17 protein-coding genes and 5 tRNA genes are annotated in these 18,305 nt (G+C 70.2%); 11 read left to right on the top strand and 11 right to left on the bottom strand.

The window, feature by feature from the left end:
• The first annotated feature begins 21 nt into the window (after positions 1 to 21).
• Positions 22 to 738, top strand: a complete 717-nt coding sequence (ndgR, locus tag AQI95_RS29885; protein ID WP_067130667.1) for an IclR family transcriptional regulator NdgR — start codon at positions 22 to 24, stop codon at positions 736 to 738.
• Between the two features lie 79 nt (positions 739 to 817).
• Here the strand turns inward: ndgR and AQI95_RS29880 are convergent, their stop codons facing one another.
• Positions 818 to 1,369, bottom strand: a complete 552-nt coding sequence (locus tag AQI95_RS29880) for a DUF4188 domain-containing protein (RefSeq protein WP_067131056.1) — start codon at positions 1,367 to 1,369, stop codon at positions 818 to 820.
• An 83-nt stretch (positions 1,370 to 1,452) separates the two neighbouring features.
• Here AQI95_RS29880 and AQI95_RS29875 point away from each other — a divergent pair, with 83 nt between their 5' ends.
• Positions 1,453 to 2,097: a MerR family transcriptional regulator gene (locus AQI95_RS29875; protein ID WP_067130666.1), complete on the top strand. Its 645-nt coding sequence runs from the start codon at positions 1,453 to 1,455 to the stop codon at positions 2,095 to 2,097.
• Positions 2,098 to 2,149: 52 nt separating this feature from the next.
• On the opposite strand, the gene AQI95_RS29870 is transcribed toward AQI95_RS29875, so the two are convergent.
• From AQI95_RS29870 to AQI95_RS29845, 6 genes are all read right to left on the bottom strand, one after another.
• Positions 2,150 to 2,222 (bottom strand) — tRNA-Glu (locus AQI95_RS29870).
• A 28-nt stretch (positions 2,223 to 2,250) separates the two neighbouring features.
• Positions 2,251 to 2,322: transfer RNA gene (locus AQI95_RS29865), tRNA-Gln, on the bottom strand.
• A 21-nt stretch (positions 2,323 to 2,343) separates the two neighbouring features.
• Positions 2,344 to 2,416 (bottom strand) — tRNA-Glu (locus AQI95_RS29860).
• A gap of 62 nt (positions 2,417 to 2,478) precedes the next feature.
• Positions 2,479 to 2,551: transfer RNA gene (locus AQI95_RS29855), tRNA-Glu, on the bottom strand.
• A 21-nt stretch (positions 2,552 to 2,572) separates the two neighbouring features.
• Positions 2,573 to 2,644: transfer RNA gene (locus AQI95_RS29850), tRNA-Gln, on the bottom strand.
• A gap of 90 nt (positions 2,645 to 2,734) precedes the next feature.
• On the bottom strand, positions 2,735 to 3,466 hold the full coding sequence (locus AQI95_RS29845; protein WP_107121798.1) for an HAD family hydrolase: 732 nt from the start codon (positions 3,464 to 3,466) through the stop codon (positions 2,735 to 2,737).
• Positions 3,467 to 3,507: 41 nt separating this feature from the next.
• On the opposite strand from AQI95_RS29845, the gene AQI95_RS29840 reads away from it, so the two are divergent.
• Positions 3,508 to 3,792 (top strand): type II toxin-antitoxin system RelE family toxin, encoded by a 285-nt coding sequence (locus AQI95_RS29840; RefSeq protein ID WP_067130664.1) that lies wholly within the window; start codon positions 3,508 to 3,510, stop codon positions 3,790 to 3,792.
• A 58-nt stretch (positions 3,793 to 3,850) separates the two neighbouring features.
• Here the strand turns inward: AQI95_RS29840 and gltX are convergent, their stop codons facing one another.
• The 3 genes from gltX to AQI95_RS29825 form a co-directional block, all read right to left on the bottom strand.
• Positions 3,851 to 5,335, bottom strand: coding sequence for a glutamate--tRNA ligase (gltX, locus tag AQI95_RS29835; RefSeq protein WP_079071542.1), 1,485 nt, complete (start codon positions 5,333 to 5,335; stop codon positions 3,851 to 3,853).
• Positions 5,328 to 6,113, bottom strand: coding sequence for a fumarylacetoacetate hydrolase family protein (locus AQI95_RS29830; protein ID WP_067130660.1), 786 nt, complete (start codon positions 6,111 to 6,113; stop codon positions 5,328 to 5,330). The genes gltX and AQI95_RS29830 overlap by 8 nt, the downstream gene beginning before the upstream one ends.
• 399 nt (positions 6,114 to 6,512) lie before the next feature.
• Entirely contained in the window at positions 6,513 to 6,707 is a 195-nt protein-coding gene (locus AQI95_RS29825) for a hypothetical protein (protein ID WP_067130658.1), read from the bottom strand.
• A 574-nt stretch (positions 6,708 to 7,281) separates the two neighbouring features.
• Here AQI95_RS29825 and AQI95_RS29820 point away from each other — a divergent pair.
• From AQI95_RS29820 to AQI95_RS29785, 8 genes are all read left to right on the top strand, one after another.
• Positions 7,282 to 11,199, top strand: a complete 3,918-nt coding sequence (locus AQI95_RS29820; RefSeq protein WP_107121792.1) for a sensor histidine kinase — start codon at positions 7,282 to 7,284, stop codon at positions 11,197 to 11,199.
• A gap of 9 nt (positions 11,200 to 11,208) precedes the next feature.
• Positions 11,209 to 11,622: a roadblock/LC7 domain-containing protein gene (locus AQI95_RS29815; protein ID WP_023546525.1), complete on the top strand. Its 414-nt coding sequence runs from the start codon at positions 11,209 to 11,211 to the stop codon at positions 11,620 to 11,622.
• Between the two features lie 111 nt (positions 11,623 to 11,733).
• On the top strand, positions 11,734 to 12,132 hold the full coding sequence (locus AQI95_RS29810; protein ID WP_009190816.1) for a DUF742 domain-containing protein: 399 nt from the start codon (positions 11,734 to 11,736) through the stop codon (positions 12,130 to 12,132).
• Positions 12,113 to 12,688 (top strand): GTP-binding protein, encoded by a 576-nt coding sequence (locus AQI95_RS29805; protein WP_067130656.1) that lies wholly within the window; start codon positions 12,113 to 12,115, stop codon positions 12,686 to 12,688. The genes AQI95_RS29810 and AQI95_RS29805 overlap by 20 nt, the downstream gene beginning before the upstream one ends.
• Positions 12,689 to 13,076: 388 nt before the next feature.
• Complete coding sequence (locus AQI95_RS29800) at positions 13,077 to 16,328, top strand: sensor histidine kinase (protein ID WP_208614297.1); 3,252 nt, start codon at positions 13,077 to 13,079, stop codon at positions 16,326 to 16,328.
• A 10-nt stretch (positions 16,329 to 16,338) separates the two neighbouring features.
• Positions 16,339 to 16,752, top strand: coding sequence for a roadblock/LC7 domain-containing protein (locus AQI95_RS29795; RefSeq protein ID WP_003993185.1), 414 nt, complete (start codon positions 16,339 to 16,341; stop codon positions 16,750 to 16,752).
• Positions 16,753 to 16,846: 94 nt separating this feature from the next.
• Positions 16,847 to 17,410, top strand: coding sequence for a DUF742 domain-containing protein (locus AQI95_RS29790; RefSeq protein ID WP_067130654.1), 564 nt, complete (start codon positions 16,847 to 16,849; stop codon positions 17,408 to 17,410).
• Positions 17,391 to 17,972 carry a GTP-binding protein gene (locus tag AQI95_RS29785; RefSeq protein ID WP_026248371.1) on the top strand — a complete coding sequence of 194 codons (582 nt, stop codon included), beginning with the start codon at positions 17,391 to 17,393 and terminating at the stop codon, positions 17,970 to 17,972. The genes AQI95_RS29790 and AQI95_RS29785 overlap by 20 nt, the downstream gene beginning before the upstream one ends.
• A 107-nt stretch (positions 17,973 to 18,079) precedes the next feature.
• Here AQI95_RS29785 and AQI95_RS29780 read toward each other — a convergent pair whose 3' ends face one another.
• Entirely contained in the window at positions 18,080 to 18,271 is a 192-nt protein-coding gene (locus tag AQI95_RS29780; protein WP_067130652.1) for an acyl-CoA carboxylase subunit epsilon, read from the bottom strand.
• Positions 18,272 to 18,305 lie beyond the last annotated feature (34 nt).

The raw sequence follows: 18,305 nt of genomic DNA, 5'->3' as shown, positions 1-18,305 counted from the left end.
GTGAGACGTGAGTATCGTTTCATGGACAACAGTAGCGGCGTCGGCGTTCTGGACAAGGCGGCCCTCGTCCTGAGCGCTCTGGAGTCGGGTCCGGCCACCCTCGCGGGCCTGGTCGGCGCGACCGGACTGGCACGACCCACGGCTCACCGCCTGGCCGTGGCCCTGGAACACCACCGCATGGTGGCACGCGACATGCAGGGCCGTTTCATCCTCGGCCCGCGCCTCTCGGAACTCGCGGCGGCGGCCGGCGAGGACCGCCTGCTCGCCACGGCCGGCCCCGTGCTCACGCACCTGCGTGACGTCACGGGCGAGAGCGCGCAGCTCTACCGCCGCCAGGGCGACATGCGCATCTGCGTGGCCGCGGCGGAACGCCTGTCCGGCCTTCGGGACACCGTCCCGGTCGGCTCCACGCTCACCATGAAGGCCGGCTCCTCGGCGCAGATCCTGCTCGCCTGGGAGGAGCCGGAGCGGCTGCACCGCGGCCTGCAGGGCGCCCGTTTCACGGCGACGGCCCTGTCGGGTGTACGGCGGCGCGGCTGGGCCCAGTCCATCGGCGAGCGCGAGCCGGGCGTCGCGTCCGTCTCCGCGCCCGTGCGCGGGCCCTCCAACCGCGTGGTGGCCGCCGTGTCGGTCTCCGGCCCCATCGAACGCCTGACCCGGCACCCGGGCCGTATGCACGCCCAGGCGGTCATCGACGCCGCCGCCCGCCTCTCCGAGGCCCTGCGCCGCTCGGGCTGACCGACCGCCGTCCGGGAACACCGAGGAGGGCCTGCCCCAACGCCGCGGCAGGCCCTCCTCGCTCCCCCGACCCCCCTGGTCAGCCCGTCTTCTCCGGCTCCGGTTCCGGCGCCCGCTCCGACTGCGCCACCCGCTCCGGCCCCGGCGCCTTCTGCGACCGGTAGGCGAACCGGTCCTTGGCATACCGGCCCCGCTTCTCCAGCGGCACCTGCCCGTGCGCGGCGGCGAGCCCGAACGCGGGCATGTCCCCGTAGATCGCCTCGTACGACCCCTCGGGCACGATGTACGCCTCGTGCCAGATGCCCACCTGCCCGCGCAGCTTCCCGGACCGCTCCTTGCGGTTGAGGCGCGCCCAGGCCTTGTGGTGGAAGGCGTCCGGCGCGGTCGCGTAGGCGTACAGCCTCTCCTTGGACTCCCAGTACTGCACGACGTAGTACGTCCGCGGCGAAGCCGTCAGCAGGACGCGGCTCAGCAGCCCCTGCTCGGGTTCCCTCCGCAGATCCCTCAGCATGCGGAGCATCGCGAGCATCACCGGCAGCCACAGGTGCACCGCCCAGAAGCGGTTGATACGCATGCCGATCAACAGGACGACGACGTCGCCCTTCGCATCAGCAGTCGTACGGGTCACCATGTCCACTTCCCCCTCGTTGGCGAGCGGAGCTATCCAAGAAGTGCTGATTGGATAGTGCCGTTATCCGAGAAGGAGCGCAAGAGATGCGGCTGGCGGAGCTGAGCGAACGCAGTGGCGTGTCCACGGCGACGATCAAGTACTACCTGCGCGAAGGGCTGTTGCCGGCCGGCCGCCAGATCAACGCCACCACGGCCGAGTACGACGAGGAGCACCTGCGCCGGCTGCGGCTGGTACGGGCGATGATCCAGGTGGGCCGGGTGCCGGTGGCGAAGGTGCGCGACGTGCTCGGGCACGTGGACGACGACTCCCTGCCCCGCACGATCCGCCTGGGCGCGGCGCTGTGGGCGCTGCCGCAGGTGCCGGAGCCGGACGAGGACGACGAGTACGTCCAGGCCGCCCACCTGGAGGTCGACAAGCTCCTGGACCAGCTCGGCTGGGAGAACGCCAAGCAGCTCATCACCATCTCCCCCGCGTACCGCTCGCTGGTGGTGGCGGTGGCCGCGTTCCGCCGGATCGGCTACACCTTCGGCGCCGAACTGCTCGCGCCGTACGCCGAGTTGATGTACCGCACGGCCGTCCTCGACCTGGACAACATGGAGGCGTACCCGTCGGAGGCGGAGCGGATCGAGTTCGCGATCCTGGGGGTGATCCTCAACGAGCCGGTGAAGCAGGCGCTGCACCGGCTGGCGCAGGAGGAGGAGACGGCACGGCGGTACGGCTTCGAGTAGCCCGCGCGGGGCACGACGAAGGCCCTCCGCCGAAGCGAAGGGCCTTCTCCTGTACCCCCGACCGGATTCGAACCGGCGCTACCGCCTTGAGAGGGCGGCGTGCTAGGCCGCTACACAACGGGGGCCTGGACACTGCGTTTCCGCAGGTCCGAGCTGGTCTACCTGGACTCGAACCAAGACTAACTGAACCAGAATCAGTCGTGCTGCCAATTACACCATAGACCAATGATGGTTTAGACCAGTCAGTACCCCCGACCGGATTCGAACCGGCGCTACCGCCTTGAGAGGGCGGCGTGCTAGGCCGCTACACAACGGGGGCCCTAGCGATCCTGCATCGACGACGGTGGGAGCTACCCGAGCCGTCCTCGCGGGAAGGATCTGTACCCCCGACCGGATTCGAACCGGCGCTACTGCCTTGAGAGGGCAGCGTGCTAGGCCGCTACACAACGGGGGCTTTGCAGATAAGCTCTGCGAGCTGGCCTACCTGGACTCGAACCAAGACTAACTGAACCAGAATCAGTCGTGCTGCCAATTACACCATAGGCCACTGGAACTCAAGCCCCTGCGGGGTCCTTGTTCTAGCGTGCTCCTCGGGGTCCCGGCCTTCCGGCCTGCTCCCCTCGGCGCAGGAAGAACATTACCCGAAGGTGGACGGGGCTCCAAAACGGGTATCCGCGCGGACGAGCGCGGGGAGTTCGGCGAGGGTCGAGATCCGGTGCACGACAGCTGTCCGCGCGAGCTGCGCGGGGGCCGTACCGCGGTCGATCCACACCGACAGCAGACCCGCCTCGGCGGCGCCCCGCCCGTCGATCTCCGGATGGTCGCCGACGTACGCCACCTCGTGCGCGGGCAGACCGAGCGCCTCGCAGGCCGCCAGGAAGGCGCCGGCCTCGGGCTTGGAGACACCGAGTTCGGCGGCGCACAGGACGGTCTCGAAGCGGTCGAGGAGGCCGAGCGTGCGCAGCTTGTGCTCCTGGACCTTGAGGCTGGAGTTGGACAGCACCGCGTGCCGGTGGCTGGCGGAGAGCGCCTCCAGGGCGGGCAGGACGTCCGGGAAGAGGCTCCAGGCGGCCTCGTAGTGGGCCAGATAGCGCCCGAACCACGCGTCGGCCTCGCTGTCGGTCAGCTCCCGGCCCAGGAAGACCCGGGTGCGGTCGCGGCGCTGTGTGACGAAGTCGACCTCACCGGAGGCGAAGCGGGCCCACTGGACGTCGGTGATCTCCCGCCAGCGCACCAGGGCCTGCTCCGGGGTGGCGTACACGGCGAGCAGCCCCTCCGCCGCGAGATGGGCACGCATGCCCTCCCGGTCCGCGGTCGTGTAATCGAAGAGGGTGTCGTCCACGTCCCAGACCACGGCTCTGATCGTCATGACACCGACCGTACCGCCGAACGGCTGGCACACTGAGGGCCATGAGCGAGTACCGCGTCCAGTTCACCGTCGAGGCCCGTGCGACGTTCGACGCCCTGCCCGCAGAGCGCCGGGCCCAGTTGGACAGGGCCGTGCTCATACTGGCCCGTGACCCGTTCCGGAAGACCTCGACCGCGCCGCTGGGACCGGACGACAATCTGCGCAAGGCTTATGTGGCTCCTGGCCTGATGCTGGAATACATGGTGGCCGGCGCCATCATGGTCGTCGTTGTGGTCTGGATCTTCGACGAAAGCCAGTACCTGATCGACGAAGCCGACGCGCAGTGACCGACGCGTGAGGGGCGGTACCCGGAACTTCGGGTACCGCCCCTCACGCTTGGGTCGGCTAGGCGCTCAGCTTGGCCAGCGCCGTGTCGATGCGGGCCAGTGTCCTCTCCTTGCCCAGGACTTCCAGGGACTCGAAGAGCGGCAGGCCGACGGTGCGGCCGGTGACGGCGACGCGGACCGGGGCCTGGGCCTTGCCGAGCTTGAGGCCGTGCGCCTCGCCGGCGGCCAGGACGGCCTCCTTCAGGGACTCGGCGGAGGTCCAGTCCGCGGACTCCAGCTTCTCGCGGGCGGTGCGCAGGAGGGCGTCGCTGCCTTCCTTCATCGCCTTGGTCCACGAGGCCTCGTCCCAGGCCGGCTCGGCGAGGAACAGGAAGTCGACGTTGTCGGTGATCTCCGACAGGACCTTGAGGCGGGTCTGGGCGTGCGGGGCGATCGCCTCCCACCTGGCCTCGTCGAAGTCCTCCGGCGCCCAGGGGGCGAACGGGGCCTTCAGCCACGGGGCGCAGCGGGTGGTGAACTCCTTCACATCCAGCATGCGGATGTGGTCGGCGTTGATCGCCTCGCACTTCTTGAGGTCGAAGCGCGCCGGGTTGGGGTTCACGTCGGAGATGTCGAAGGCGGCGACCATCTCCTCGATCGTGAAGATGTCCTGGTCCGCGGAGAGCGACCAGCCCAGCAGGGAGAGGTAGTTGAGCAGGCCCTCGGGCAGGAAGCCCTGCTCGCGGTAGAGGTTCAGCGACGCCTGCGGGTCACGCTTGGAGAGCTTCTTGTTGCCCTCGCCCATCACGTACGGCAGGTGGCCGAAGGCCGGGATCTCCTTGGCGACGCCCAGCTCGATCAGCGCCTTGTACAGCGCGATCTGGCGCGGGGTGGAGGAGAGCAGGTCCTCGCCGCGCAGGACGTGGGTGATCTCCATCAGGGCGTCGTCGACCGGGTTGACCAGCGTGTACAGCGGGGCGCCGTTCGCGCGGACGATGCCGTAGTCGGGCACGTTCTCCGGGGTGAAGGTCAGCTCGCCGCGGACCAGGTCGGTGAAGGTGATCGTCTCGTCAGGCATCCGGAAGCGGACGATCGGGGTGCGGCCCTGGGCCTCGTACCCGGCGACCTGCTCGGCGGTCAGTTCGCGGCAGTGGCCGTCGTAGCCGGAGGGCTTGCCGGCGGCGCGGGCGGCCTCGCGGCGGCTGTCCAGCTCCTCCTGGGAGCAGTAGCAGCGGTAGGCGTGGCCGGCGTCCAGCAGCTTCTGCGCGACGTCCTTGTAGAGGTCCATGCGCTGCGACTGCCGGTACGGCGCGTGCGGGCCGCCGACCTCGGGGCCCTCGTCCCAGTCGAAGCCGAGCCAGCGCATCGCGTCGAGCAGCTGGTTGTACGACTCCTCGGAGTCGCGGGCCGCGTCGGTGTCCTCGATGCGGAAGACCAGGGTGCCCTGGTGGTGGCGCGCGAACGCCCAGTTGAACAGGGCGGTGCGGACCAGGCCCACGTGGGGGTTACCGGTGGGCGAGGGGCAGAAACGGACGCGTACGGGGGAGCCGGGTGCGCTAGCCACGCTTGACAACCTTGTTGGTGAGAGTGCCGATGCCTTCGATGGTGACGGCGACCTCGTCGCCGACGTGCAGGGGGCCGACCCCCGCGGGGGTGCCGGTGAGGATGACGTCACCGGGGAGCAGGGTCATGGCCTCGGAGATGTTGACGACCAGGTCCTCGATGGAGTGGATCATCTCGCTGGTGCGGCCGAGCTGGCGCTGCTGGCCGTTCACCGTGCACTGGACGGTCAGGTCGCCCGCCCGCTCCAGGTCCAGGTCCGTCTCCACCCAGGGGCCGAGCGGGCAGGAGGTGTCGAAGCCCTTGGCCCGCGCCCACTGCTTCTCGCGCTTTTGCACATCGCGGGCGGTGACGTCGTTGGCGCAGGTGTAGCCGAAGATCACGTCCTTGACGCGCTCGCGCGGCACCTCGCGGCACATGCGGCCGATGACCACGGCCAGCTCTGCCTCGTGGTGCAGTTCCTCGGAGAACGACGGGTACTGGATGTCGTCGCCGGAGCCGATCACCGAGGTGGACGGCTTGAAGAAGGCGAACGGGGCGTCGGGCACCTCGTTGCCCAGCTCACGCGCGTGCTCGGAGTAGTTGCGGCCGAACGCCACGACCTTGTTGGGCAGGACCGGCGGGAGCAGTCTGACCTTGCTCAGCGGCACCTTCGTACCGGACAGCTCGTGGTCCGCGAACGGGATGCCCTTGATGATGTCGAGGACGAGTTCGTCCTGCTTGTCGCCCTCGACCGCGCCGAAGGCTACGTTCCCGTCGATGGAGAACCTGGCGATGCGCACGGGATCCTTGCGCCCCTTAGTGAGAACCGGCGTACTGACGCCCCAGGTTAACCGGTCGGACCGCCCGGCGTTCGGCACGGGGAATTCACGCAAGGGGTGCGGCGGTATTTCCACGGACGGGGACCGCGGCCGCGCGGGCAACGGTGCGCGGGGCTGCCGGCGGGCGCGCGCGAGGCTGGTTCCCGGCCCTGTCGGCGGGGCCGACGGGGGGAGTCCGGCCGCTCTGCGGGGTCCGCGGGAGGACCCGCGCGCGTGCCTTTCGGGCGGCGCTCGGGGTGCGTGGGAATTCGACGCCGGGACACGGAAAGGCGTCGCACGAAAACAGGGCCGCGGAATTCGGTGGGAAAGGTGAACGCGGAGCCCGGCCGGCCGCCGAACGCGGGAGCCGGGCCCGGTCGGCTACTCTCCGGCCGGGGCCGCCGCGCCCACCGGGACGTCCACCAGGATCGTGCGCCGGGGATTGGCGGTCTGGGCGGGGAGATCGACGGAGTGCTCCGGCTGCTCGGGCGTCTGCAGTTCGCCGGCGTCCTCGAGGTGTGCCAGGGTCGTGCGCCGCGGGTTGGCGATCTTGTGGAACATCGTCGTCGTCTTCACCGTTGTCGTCCTGTGGCCTCTGATCGAAATGGGGGTTTACGGAGTCGTCCCTGTTGTAAAGCGTCAGGCTAAACATCCAATTCCCCGCCGAAGGCGCCAACTGACCACGATCAGCATGTGAGTTTGCTCACGACGTCGCGGACAAATAGGTCAAACCTGACCCGCAACACGCCCCAACGAAACGGACATTGGCCCCCTGAAGCCATCATTCCGCTCCTGATCATGGCGACTCAGACACCTGACCTCGGGCGACAACTCGCAGGGATACGCCCGATATGTTCAAGAACTGCTTCCACGTCTGGTGACACGGCACTCACAGCCCGTCACGTAGGTCACAGCTCGGACCACGGCCCTTGTTGGAGATCCGGCACTGTGCTGGAATTCCACGGACCGCCGCGGGATCGAGCCGGCGCACAGGGGCGCGACGCAGCGCCGAGCGGCGGCGAGAACAGGGGGGAACCAGCGCCGGTCACTCAAGACCACCGGGGGGCGTTTTCAGGGCGCTCTCCAGAACGCCGACACCGTGTCACTCCGTTCGCGCGGAGGGGCGCCTGGTCCAGAGGTTGCGACGCTAGTGCAGGGACGTTTCAAGAGGGATGGCAGCGCTTCGGCGGAGCCGGAGTCGCACGACGGGACTGGCCCCGTGAAGGGCAGCTCCTCACCCCAGCACGCCCAGAACCCGGGCTCGGCCCCGTCGGGTGACGGCGGTCAGCGCAGCGGACGCCCCGGCGTGTCGGGCCCCACGGCCAGCACCGGATCGGGCACCACCGGCGCCACCCCCGCGCCGGCCGTGAAGCCCCCGAAGGGCTCCACCGGCCCCGGTTCCCGCATGGCCCTGCGCAACTGGCGCATCTCCACGCGCCTGGTGTCGCTGCTCGCGCTCCCCGTGGTCGCGGCGACCTCGCTGGGTGCGCTGCGCATCGACCAGAACATCACCGACATCCAGCAGCTCGACAACATGAAGCTGCTGACGGACATGACCAAGCAGGCCACCGAGCTGGCCGCCGCTCTCCAGGAGGAGCGCGACCAGTCCGCCGGTCCCCTCGCCCACGGCCTGAGCGCGAACGACTACACGGTCAAGGGCTACGAGGAGAAGACCGACCGGGCCCGCGAGAACTTCCTCAACGCCTCCGAGCAGATCGACTCGGCCAGCAAGAACGGCAACCTCCAGGGCGTCCGTGACGCCCTGGTCGGCCTCGCCAACCAGCTGGACGACCTGGCCAAGATCCGCAAGACCGCCTACAAGGCCAGCGGCAACTCGACCCAGACGATCGAGTCCTACCACCGGCTGATCAGCCAGCTGATCAGCCTGTCCCAGGACATGGCCGAGGCGTCCAGCAACCCGGAGATGATCTCCCGCACCCGCGCCCTGGCGGCCTTCTCCACCGCCAAGGAGTACGCCTCCGTACAGCGCGCCACGATCGCCGCCGCGCTGCCCGCGACCACCACCTCCAAGGGCGACCTCTCCGAGAACGACCGCCTGTACGGCCAGTCGGCGTACGAGAGCGAGAACTCGGAAATCGCGATCTTCCGGAAGATCTACGCCAGCAACAACGCCGAGGAACTCCTCAAGCCGATCGACGAGGGCAACCCGACGATCGAGTCCGCGGACACCTACGCCAAGCGCGTCTTCGACTCCCGCGACGGCATCCAGACCCTGAACGCCCGTTCCTACAAGGACTGGGTGGACGACAGCTCGACCAAGATCGAGCAGATGAAGAAGATCGAGCACACGCTGCTCGAGGACATGGAGCAGAAGGCCCGCGAGCTGAAGAGCGCCACCCAGCAGGACGCGATCATCTCCGGTGCGCTGATCCTGCTCGTGCTCGGCGTGTCGCTGGTCGGCGCGTTCGTCGTGGCCCGCTCCATGATCCGCTCGCTGCGCCGGCTGCAGGAGACCGCGACCAAGGTCGCCCAGGACCGTCTGCCCGAGCTGGTCAAGCAGCTGTCGGAGTCCGACCCGCAGGACGTCGACACCTCCGTGGAGTCGGTCGGTGTGCACTCCCGGGACGAGATCGGCCAGGTGGCCGCGGCCTTCGACGACGTGCACCGCGAGGCGGTCCGCCTCGCCGCCGAGCAGGCCCTGCTCCGGGGCAACGTCAACGCGATGTTCACCAACCTCTCGCGCCGCTCCCAGGGCCTGATCCAGCGCCAGCTGTCGCTCATCTCCGAACTGGAGTCCCGCGAGGCCGACCCGGACCAGCTGTCCTCGCTGTTCAAGCTGGACCACCTCGCCACGCGTATGCGCCGTAACGGTGAGAACCTCCTCGTCCTCGCGGGTGAGGAGCCCGGCCGCCGGTGGACCCGCCCGGTCCCGCTGGTCGACGTCCTGCGCGCCGCCGCCTCCGAGGTGGAGCAGTACGAGCGCATCGAACTGGCCTCCGTGCCCACCACCGAGGTCGCCGGCCGCGTGGTCAACGACCTCGTGCACCTGCTCGCCGAGCTGCTGGAGAACGCGACCTCGTTCTCCTCGCCGCAGACCAAGGTCAAGGTCACCGGTCACGCGCTGCCCGACGGCCGCGTGCTGATCGAGATCCACGACACCGGTATCGGCCTCTCCCCCGAGGACCTCGCGGCGATCAACGAGCGGCTCGCCTCGCCGCCCACCGTGGACGTGTCGGTGTCCCGCCGCATGGGTCTGTTCGTGGTCGGCCGTCTGTCCCAGCGCCACGGCATCCGCATCCAGCTGCGCCCGTCCGACTCCGGTGGTACGACCGCGCTGGTCATGCTGCCCGTGGACGTGGCCCAGGGCGGCAAGAAGCCCGCTCCGGGCAAGCCGGGCGCGCCCGTCGCCACCGGTGGTCCCGCCGCCGCGCAGGCCGCCGCCGGTGCGGCCGCGGCCCGGCGGCAGGCCGGCAACGCGGGCGGCGGTGCCCTCGGCGGCGCCCCGACCGGCGGCGGTCTGCTCGGCGCCGGTCCCGCTCCGCGCGGCCAGGTCGGTGCCGGCCAGGGTCCCCGGGCCGCGCTGCCCGGCACGGGCCAGGGCGGCCGTCCCGGTGCGCCGGGCGGTGCGCGTGGTCCCCAGGGCGGTCCCGGCGCACCCGGTGGCCCGGTCGGTCCGCAGCAGGGCCGGCCGCTGCCCGCGGGTGCCGGTGCGGGCGGTTTCGGCGGTCAGGCTCCCGGCGCCCCGCAGGGCCTGCAGGCCGCGAACCCGGGCGGCCCGCAGCAGGACGCCTTCGGCGGCCGTGGCCCGCAGCGGCCCGACGCCGCCGACCAGGGCCGTCGACCCCAGCTGCCGCCGCGCGGCGGCCCGCGGGCCGAGCTGCCCGGCGGTGACCAGCCGCGCACGCCGGGCTGGGCCGACCCCCAGGCCCCGCTGTCGCGTGCCGCGATGGACACGCCGCGCGGCCACGACGAGCAGGGCCCGGCGCACACCGCGCGCATGCCGCGCGTCGACGACCGGCAGGGTCCGGGCGCGACCGCCGAGATACCCCGGATGGACGACCAGGGTCCCTCCGCCACGGGCCAGTTCCCGCGCGCCGAGCTGAACGGCCTGGGCGGCCCCCAGAACACGGGCCAGTTCACCCGCCCGGAGAACCCGCAGCAGACCGGCCAGTTCGCCCGACCGGACGCCCCGCAGCAGACCGGCCAGTTCACGCGTCCCGAAAACCCGCAGCAGACCGGCCAGTTCGCCCGACCCGACGCCCCGCAGCTGCCCGGGGGCTTCGACCGTGCGGACGGCGGCAGGCAGGACTCCGGTGCGTTCGTGCGCTCCGACGTCTTCGGCACGTCGGCGCCGCGGCAGGAGGAGACCCCGCAGAACACGGGTCACGGCACCGGCCAGTTCGCGGCTCCGCAGGGCTTCGACGGGGGCTACGACGGCAGCTCCACCGGACAGCACGCCCTGCCCGGACGCCCGGACCCGGCGCACACCGGCCAGTTCGAGCGTCCGCAGCCGGCCGCCCGGGACGACTTCGGCGCCCCGCGCCCGCCGGCCCCGCAGCAGCGGCCCGTGCACCACGAGCCCGGCAACCGGGGCCCCGCGCAGCGGCCCGACGAGGGACGTGGATCGGCTGACGGGTGGGCTCTGCCGCCGGCCAGCGGCCCGGTCGACGGCCGTACCCCGCTGTACGACACGCTGGAGACCAACTGGTTCCACGGCGGTCCGCAGCAGGAGGCCGCGCCGCAGCAGCAGCCGCAGGCCCCCGCCCCGGCTCCGCAGCGCCCGGCCGGCACCAACGGCAACGGCTCCGCCACCGGTTCCTGGCGCACCTCGCCCAACGACGAACTCGTCCGGCAGGCCGAGCGTGTCCGGCAGCCCGCGGCGGGCGGTGTCACCACCTCCGGTCTGCCGCGCCGGGTGCCCCGGGCCAACCTCGTCCCGGGCACGGCTCAGCAGCAGCAGAACCAAGCCGGTCCGCAGGTCTCGCGTGCGCCCGATGACGTACGCGGACGGCTGACCAATCTCCGTCGGGGCATCGCTCAGGGCCGTCAGGCCGGCAGCGGCCAGACCGGCAGCTTCCCGAGCCCCACTCACCAGCAGGAGCGTTAGTTGAGTCCGATGAGCCAGGCGGCACAGAACCTGAACTGGTTGATCACCAACTTCGTGGACAACACCCCCGGGGTGTCGCACACGGTGGTGGTCTCCGCCGACGGCCTTCTGCTGGCGATGTCCGAAGGATTCCCGCGGGACCGCGCCGACCAGCTGGCGGCCGTCGCGTCCGGACTGACCTCGTTGACGGCCGGGGCCTCCCGGATCTTCGAGGGCGGCACCGTGGCACAGACGGTCGTCGAGATGGAGCGCGGGTTCCTCTTCCTGATGTCCGTCTCGGACGGATCGTCCCTCGCGGTCCTGGCCCACCCCGAGTGCGACATCGGTCTCGTCGGCTACGAGATGGCACTGCTCGTCGACCGCGCCGGGGCGGTACTCACCCCGGACCTGCGCGCCGAACTCCAAGGCAGTCTGCTCCACTGACCGCCCCGGCACCACCCACCTCACCAAACCACCGTCCGGCCGACACAATCCCCCCACCGGCCCCCGACAGACGGCTTGACCGACCGACTTGCTGTCCCGCCCGGAGGATTCATGACCCCGCCCACCGCCCATCACGATCCGTATGCGGAACCGTACGGGGACGAGGGCGACCAGCCGCTGGTCCGTCCGTACGCGATGACCGGCGGCCGGACCCGGCCGCGCTACCAGCTCGCGATAGAAGCGCTGATCAGCACCACGGCCGACCCGGCAGCACTCATGGGGCTGCTCCCGGAGCACCAGCGCATCTGCCATCTGTGCCGTGAGGTCAAGTCGGTCGCGGAGGTCTCCGCGCTGCTGGCCATGCCGCTCGGAGTGGCCCGGATCCTGGTCGCCGACCTCGCCGAGGCCGGCCTGGTCGCCATCCACCAGCCGGGTGGCGACGAGAACAACGGCGGCGCTCCGGACGTGACGCTGCTCGAAAGGGTGCTCAGTGGACTTCGCAAGCTCTGACGCGGGCCGGGCCACCACCTCCGCGAAGATCGTGGTGGCCGGTGGCTTCGGCGTGGGCAAGACCACGTTCGTCGGCGCCGTCTCGGAGATCAACCCGCTGCGCACCGAGGCCGTCATGACGTCCGCGTCGGCCGGCATCGACGACCTCACCCACACCGGGGACAAGACCACCACCACGGTGGCCATGGACTTCGGCCGCATCACCCTGGACCAGGACCTCATCCTGTACCTGTTCGGCACCCCCGGACAGGACCGCTTCTGGTTCATGTGGGACGACCTGGTACGCGGCGCGATCGGCGCGGTGGTGCTCGTGGACACCCGGCGCCTCGCCGACTGCTTCCCGGCCGTCGACTACTTCGAGAACAGCGGTCTGCCCTTCGTCATCGCCCTCAACGGCTTCGACGGCCATCAGCCCTACGCCCCCGACGAAGTGCGGGAGGCGCTGCAGATCGGGCCGGACACCCCGATCATCACGACCGACGCCCGCCACCGCGCCGACGCCAAGAGTGCGCTGATCACGCTGGTGGAGCACGCCCTGATGGCACGCCTCAAGTAGCACACGCGTACGCGTCAAGTACAACGTCCCGTACGGCAGTTGTGATCAACAGTCCGGAGCCGACTGTGGCCTTTGACACGGTCGGCTCCGGTGTTCATAACAGTTCGGCAGAGGAATCGCCGGGCATCACCACGCGACGCGGTCGGGCAGTACCGCTGTGCTCACAAAAGCCCCGCCTTTTGGCGGGGCTCGCTCTTTATGACCGTTTTATCTGGGACTTACAAGCGGACCGCTCGGAGGTTTCCGCTGTTTGGAAGAGCACTGGTCCACGTGCTGGAATGCCTGAACTGCCCAATAGTCAATGACGTACTCACCAGTCGATGACGAACCGGGTTCTGAGAGACTGCGGCACGACGTAGGTGCCGACCGCCGAGAGGTTGTTGGTCGAGTGAGGCGAAGCAAGAACGGTCCCGAGCCGTCGGCGCGGGGCAACTTCACCCCGCCGCCGCGCGCTGCGGCGCCCACCCCTGTGACCGGCGGTGAGCCGGCGGCCACGCCCGCGCCGAGCGGCGGCCGTTTCTCGCCGCGCAACTGGCGCGTGCCCACCAGACTGAACGCGATCCTGCTGATACCCGTGGCGGTCGGCCTCGTCATGGGCGGCTTCCAGGTGAAGAGCTCGATCGACACCTGGCAGCAGGCACGCGACGCCGAGAACACCGCCCGCCTGGTACGTGCCGCACTCACCTATGCGGACGCCCTCGAGAACGAGCGTGACGTCACCGCCGCGCCCCTGCTGGTGGACCCGACCAGCGCCAAGAGCAAGGCGACCGTCGCCGCGGCCCGCAAGGCCACGGACGACGCCGCCGACGGCTTCGACCAGGCCGCGAAGGACATGCCGCAGAAGTCGGGCCTGGTGCGCCGGCTGAAGCTGTTCCGCGAGGCCGAGCCCGAGCTGACCCAGCTGCGCCAGCTCGCGTACACCTCCAAGATGACCGGCGTGAAGACCGAAGAGGGGTACGTCGACGTCACGCACCCCCTGATGGAGTTCGCCAACGAGCTCGGTCTGGGCACCGGCAACATCACCTCCTACGGCCGTACCGTCTACGCCATCTCCCTGACCAAGGCGGCACTGTCGCTGGAGCGGTCGATCGGCACGCATCTGCTGGTCAAGCCCGGTCCGGACGCGGGGAACCTGGCGACCCAGCGGGTGTCGCTGTCCTCGTACGCCTATCTGGAGCGCATCGCCGTCGAGGAGTACAAGGGCGGTGGCACCGAGGCGGACGCGCAGAAGCTGCAGCAGAAGCAGGCGCAGATCGAGTCGGACGGCGCCGCGATGGCCGCGCAGGCCAAGCAGAAGAACCCGAGCTACGTCCCGCCGCCCTCGGACCCGACCAAGATGGTCTCGGCCCTCGCCACCATGAAGGACACCAGTCTCCTCACCCGGCAGGAGCTGGCCGCCAAGGGCATCACCGCCGACAACTGGTTCGCGGTCAACACGCTGAAGTACAAGGCCTACCGCCAGATCGAGGCGGACATGGCCGACAAGGCGGTGAACGAGGCCTCCTCGATCGCCGACGACGCCAAGACGTCCGCGTTCATCACCGGTGCCGTCGTCGTGGTCGCCCTGCTGCTCGCCTTCATCCTGGCCGGTGCCGTGGCCCGCCAGATGAGCCGCTCGATGCGCCAGCTGCGCAACGCCGCCTTCGGCATCGCCGAGCAGCGCCTGCCGATGCTGGTCGACCAGCTCTCGCGCACCGACCCCGGCCGCGTCGACACCCGGGTCGCCCCGATCCCGATCAACACCAAGGACGAGATCGGCGAGGTCGCCCGCGCCTTCGACCAGGTCCACCGCGAGGCGGTGCGGCTCGCCTCCGAGCAGGCTCTGCTGCGGGGCAACATCAACGCGATCTTCACCAACCTCTCGCGCCGCAACCAGTCGCTGATCGAGGGCCAGCTGACCCTGATCACCGACCTGGAGAACAACGAGGCCGACCCGGACCAGCTGGAGAACCTCTTCAAGCTGGACCACCTCGCGACCCGTATGCGCCGCAACGGCGAGAACCTCCTGGTCCTCGCGGGCGAGGAGCCCGGCCGCCGCTGGGACCAGCCGGTCCCGCTGGTCGACGTGCTGCGGGCCGCCTCCTCCGAGGTGGAGCAGTACGAGCGCATCGAGCTGTCCGGCGTGCCGGAGGCCGAGATCCACGGCCGCGCGGTCACCGACCTCGTGCACCTGCTCGCCGAGCTGCTGGAGAACGCGACGACGTTCTCCTCGCCGCAGACCAAGGTTCGTGTCACCGCCACCCGGCTGCCCGACGGTCGAGTCATGATCGAGATCCACGACAAGGGCATCGGCCTCACCGCCGAGGACTTCGCGGACATCAACCACAAGCTGGCCAATCCGCCGACCGTGGACGCCGCGATCTCCCAGCGCATGGGCCTGTTCGTGGTCGGCCGGCTGTCCGACCGGCACGGCATCCGCGTCCAGCTGCGCCCCTCGGGCGAGCAGGCCGGTACGACCTCCCTGGTCATGCTGCCGGACGCGATCACGCACGGCGGTGGCGGCGAGGCGCCGCTGGACCGCGAGGAGTTCACGGTCTCGCAGATCATCCCGGAGCAGCAGTTCCAGGGCGAGAACTTCAACCAGCTGCAGCCGATGCGCACCGCCGCCGAGCTGGGCTTCGACGACAGCCAGTACACGGAGGTCCCCGACGACATCCGTGACCTGGACCCCGTCGGCCGTTCCCTGATGCGCGAGGGTCGCCGGGCGGCCCTGGAGGCTCAGACCCACGGGCAGCAGCCCGACCAGCCGCAGCAGGGGACCGACGAGGCCCCCGCCCGGTACGAGGCTGCGCCGTTCGGCGGGCAGCCCGGCTACCAGGAGCAGCAGCGGACGTACGAGGAGCCCTCGTACGAGAAGCAGCAGCCCGCGTACCAGGAGCCCTTCCCGGAGTCCTACCCGCAGTCGCACGCGTCGTACGAGGAGTCGCACTCGCCGTCCCAGGCGGCCTACGACAAGCCGTACGAGGAGCAGTACTTCCCGCAGAACGGCGAGCTGCCCCAGCACGACCGCTTCACCGCGGGCGGCGGCTTCCCGGAGCCCGCGTACACCGAGCCGGCCCCGAACCCGTCGTACCAGGACGACTGGCCGCAGCAGGACGGGTACCAGAACGGCTATCCGGCCCAGTACGCTCCGGAAACGGAGTCTTCGCAGGCCGCTGACGCAAGTGAGCGGAACCGCGTAGGCTTCGACCGTCCGGGACCGGCCTCTCCCGCCGCCCACGAGCTGACCGACGCCGGGCTGCCCCGCCGCGGTTCCAACGCGAGCGGTTCCAACGGCTCGGGTGGCGCGGCGCGCGTGCAGCAGGAAGCTCCGGCACCGGGCGACACACCGGCGGCGGGCGGCGACAACGGCTGGCGCTCGGCCAACGACGAACGGTGGCAGCAGGCGTCGCAGCTCCGCAAGCCCAAGGCGGGCGGGGTGACGGCCTCCGGTCTGCCGCGGCGGGTACCCAAGGCCAACCTGGTCGAGGGCGCCGCAGAGAACACCCCTCAGGGAGGCCCCCAGGTCTCCCGCGCCCCGGAGGACGTCCGGGGCAGGCTGAGCAACCTGCGTCGGGGCGTCCAGCGCGGACGCAGCGCAGGCAGTGAAACGAACGGCCAGGGCTTCGGTCCTGACAGCACCTACAACCAGGAGCGTTAGTGTGAGCCCGATGAGCCAGGCGGCACAGAACCTGAACTGGTTGATCACCAACTTCGTGGACAACACCCCGGGGGTGTCCCACACGGTGGTGGTCTCCGCCGACGGACTCCTTCTGGCGATGTCCGAAGGCTTCCCCCGCGACCGCGCCGACCAGCTCGCGGCCGTCGCATCCGGTCTGACGTCGCTGACGGCGGGCGCATCCCGGATCTTCGAAGGGGGCGCCGTGAACCAGACAGTTGTGGAGATGGAGCGGGGATTCCTCTTCATCATGTCCGTATCCGACGGTTCCTCGCTCGCGGTTCTGGCCCACCCGGAAGCGGACATCGGCCTCATCGGGTACGAGATGGCCCTTCTGGTGGACCGCGCGGGCACGGTCCTGACCCCGGATCTCCGTGCGGAGCTCCAGGGCAGCCTTCTCAACTAATAAGCGGACGGTGCGTTTTCGCGTCCCGGGGCCGTAAGGTTTCGGGACGCGGCTCCACAGCGATGGGTGCCCGGCACAGTCGGAGGAGGAGAAAGTGGCAACACCCCCAGGCGGTTCGCATTCGGGAAACTGGTCGTACGGCCCTGCCCAGGGCCAGGGCGACGGTTCGGCGAACCGGTACAACTTCCCCTCCGCCCCGAGCCACCGGCAGCCGTACGCGCCGCAGGGCCCCGGCCCGTCGCCGTACGACCAGCCGTCGGCCCCGCGCATCCAGCCGGTGCAGCCGCAGCGCCGCCCCGAGCCGGCGCCCGCAGCGAACAACCCCTTGGTGCGTCCGTACGCCATGACCGGTGGCCGGACCCGCCCGCGGTACCAGCTCGCCATCGAGGCACTGGTGCACACCACCGCCGCTCCGCACCAGATGCAGGGCCAGCTGCCCGAGCATCAGCGGATCTGCAACCTGTGCCGTGAGATCAAGTCCGTGGCCGAGATCTCGGCCCTGCTGACGATCCCCCTCGGCGTGGCCAGGATTCTCGTCGCCGACTTGGCGGAGGCGGGCCTGGTCGCCATCCATCAGCCCGGCGGCGACGAGAACGCCGGTGGCCAGCCAGACGTGACACTGCTCGAAAGGGTGCTCAGTGGACTTCGCAAGCTCTAGCGGCGGTCCTTCCCGCTCCACCACCTCCGCGAAGATCGTGGTGGCGGGCGGCTTCGGCGTGGGCAAGACCACGTTCGTCGGCGCCGTCTCGGAGATCAACCCGCTGCGCACCGAGGCCGTCATGACGTCCGCGTCGGCCGGTATCGACGACCTCACCCACACCGGGGACAAGACGACCACCACGGTCGCCATGGACTTCGGCCGTATCACCCTCGACCAGGACCTGATCCTGTACCTCTTCGGTACGCCCGGTCAGGACCGTTTCTGGTTCATGTGGGACGACCTGGTGCGTGGCGCCATCGGCGCGATCGTGCTGGTGGACACCCGGCGTCTGGCCGACTGCTTCCCCGCGGTCGACTACTTCGAGAACTCGGGCCTGCCCTTCGTCATCGCCCTCAACGGCTTCGACGGCAACCAGCCGTACAACCCGGACGAGGTCCGTGAGGCGCTGCAGATCGGCCCCGACACCCCGATCATCACGACCGACGCCCGCCACCGCGCGGACGCCAAGTCGGCGCTGATCACGCTGGTGGAGCACGCCCTGATGGCACGCCTGCGGTAGTCGCAGCTCCGCCCCCCGCCGCTGGAAGCAAGAAGGGCCCCTCTCTTCCGAGAGGGGCCCTTCTGCCATGTGGAGCTTGTACGTTCGAGTGGGCCGAGCGGGGCAGCCTAGCCGTGCCAGCTGTGCGGGGCGCGGAAGCCGCCCTCGCGCTCCAGGCGGCGCCAGCCGGCCTTGGCGCGGCCGCGGTGGGTCTGGGGTGCGGGCTGGGCGGCGGCGCGGGCCATGAGGACGGCCGTGATGGCGGCGACTTCCTCGGGCTCGGCGTGGCCCTTCTCGACGCGGATGTCAGGAGTGCTCATGGGTGTCAGTCTCCGTGAGAGAGGGGTCCGCGGG

It is taken from the genome of Streptomyces yokosukanensis, assembly GCF_001514035.1.
GTDB classification, from domain to species: Bacteria; Actinomycetota; Actinomycetes; order Streptomycetales; family Streptomycetaceae; genus Streptomyces; species Streptomyces yokosukanensis.
This window is presented reverse-complemented; position numbering and strand designations above follow the sequence as displayed.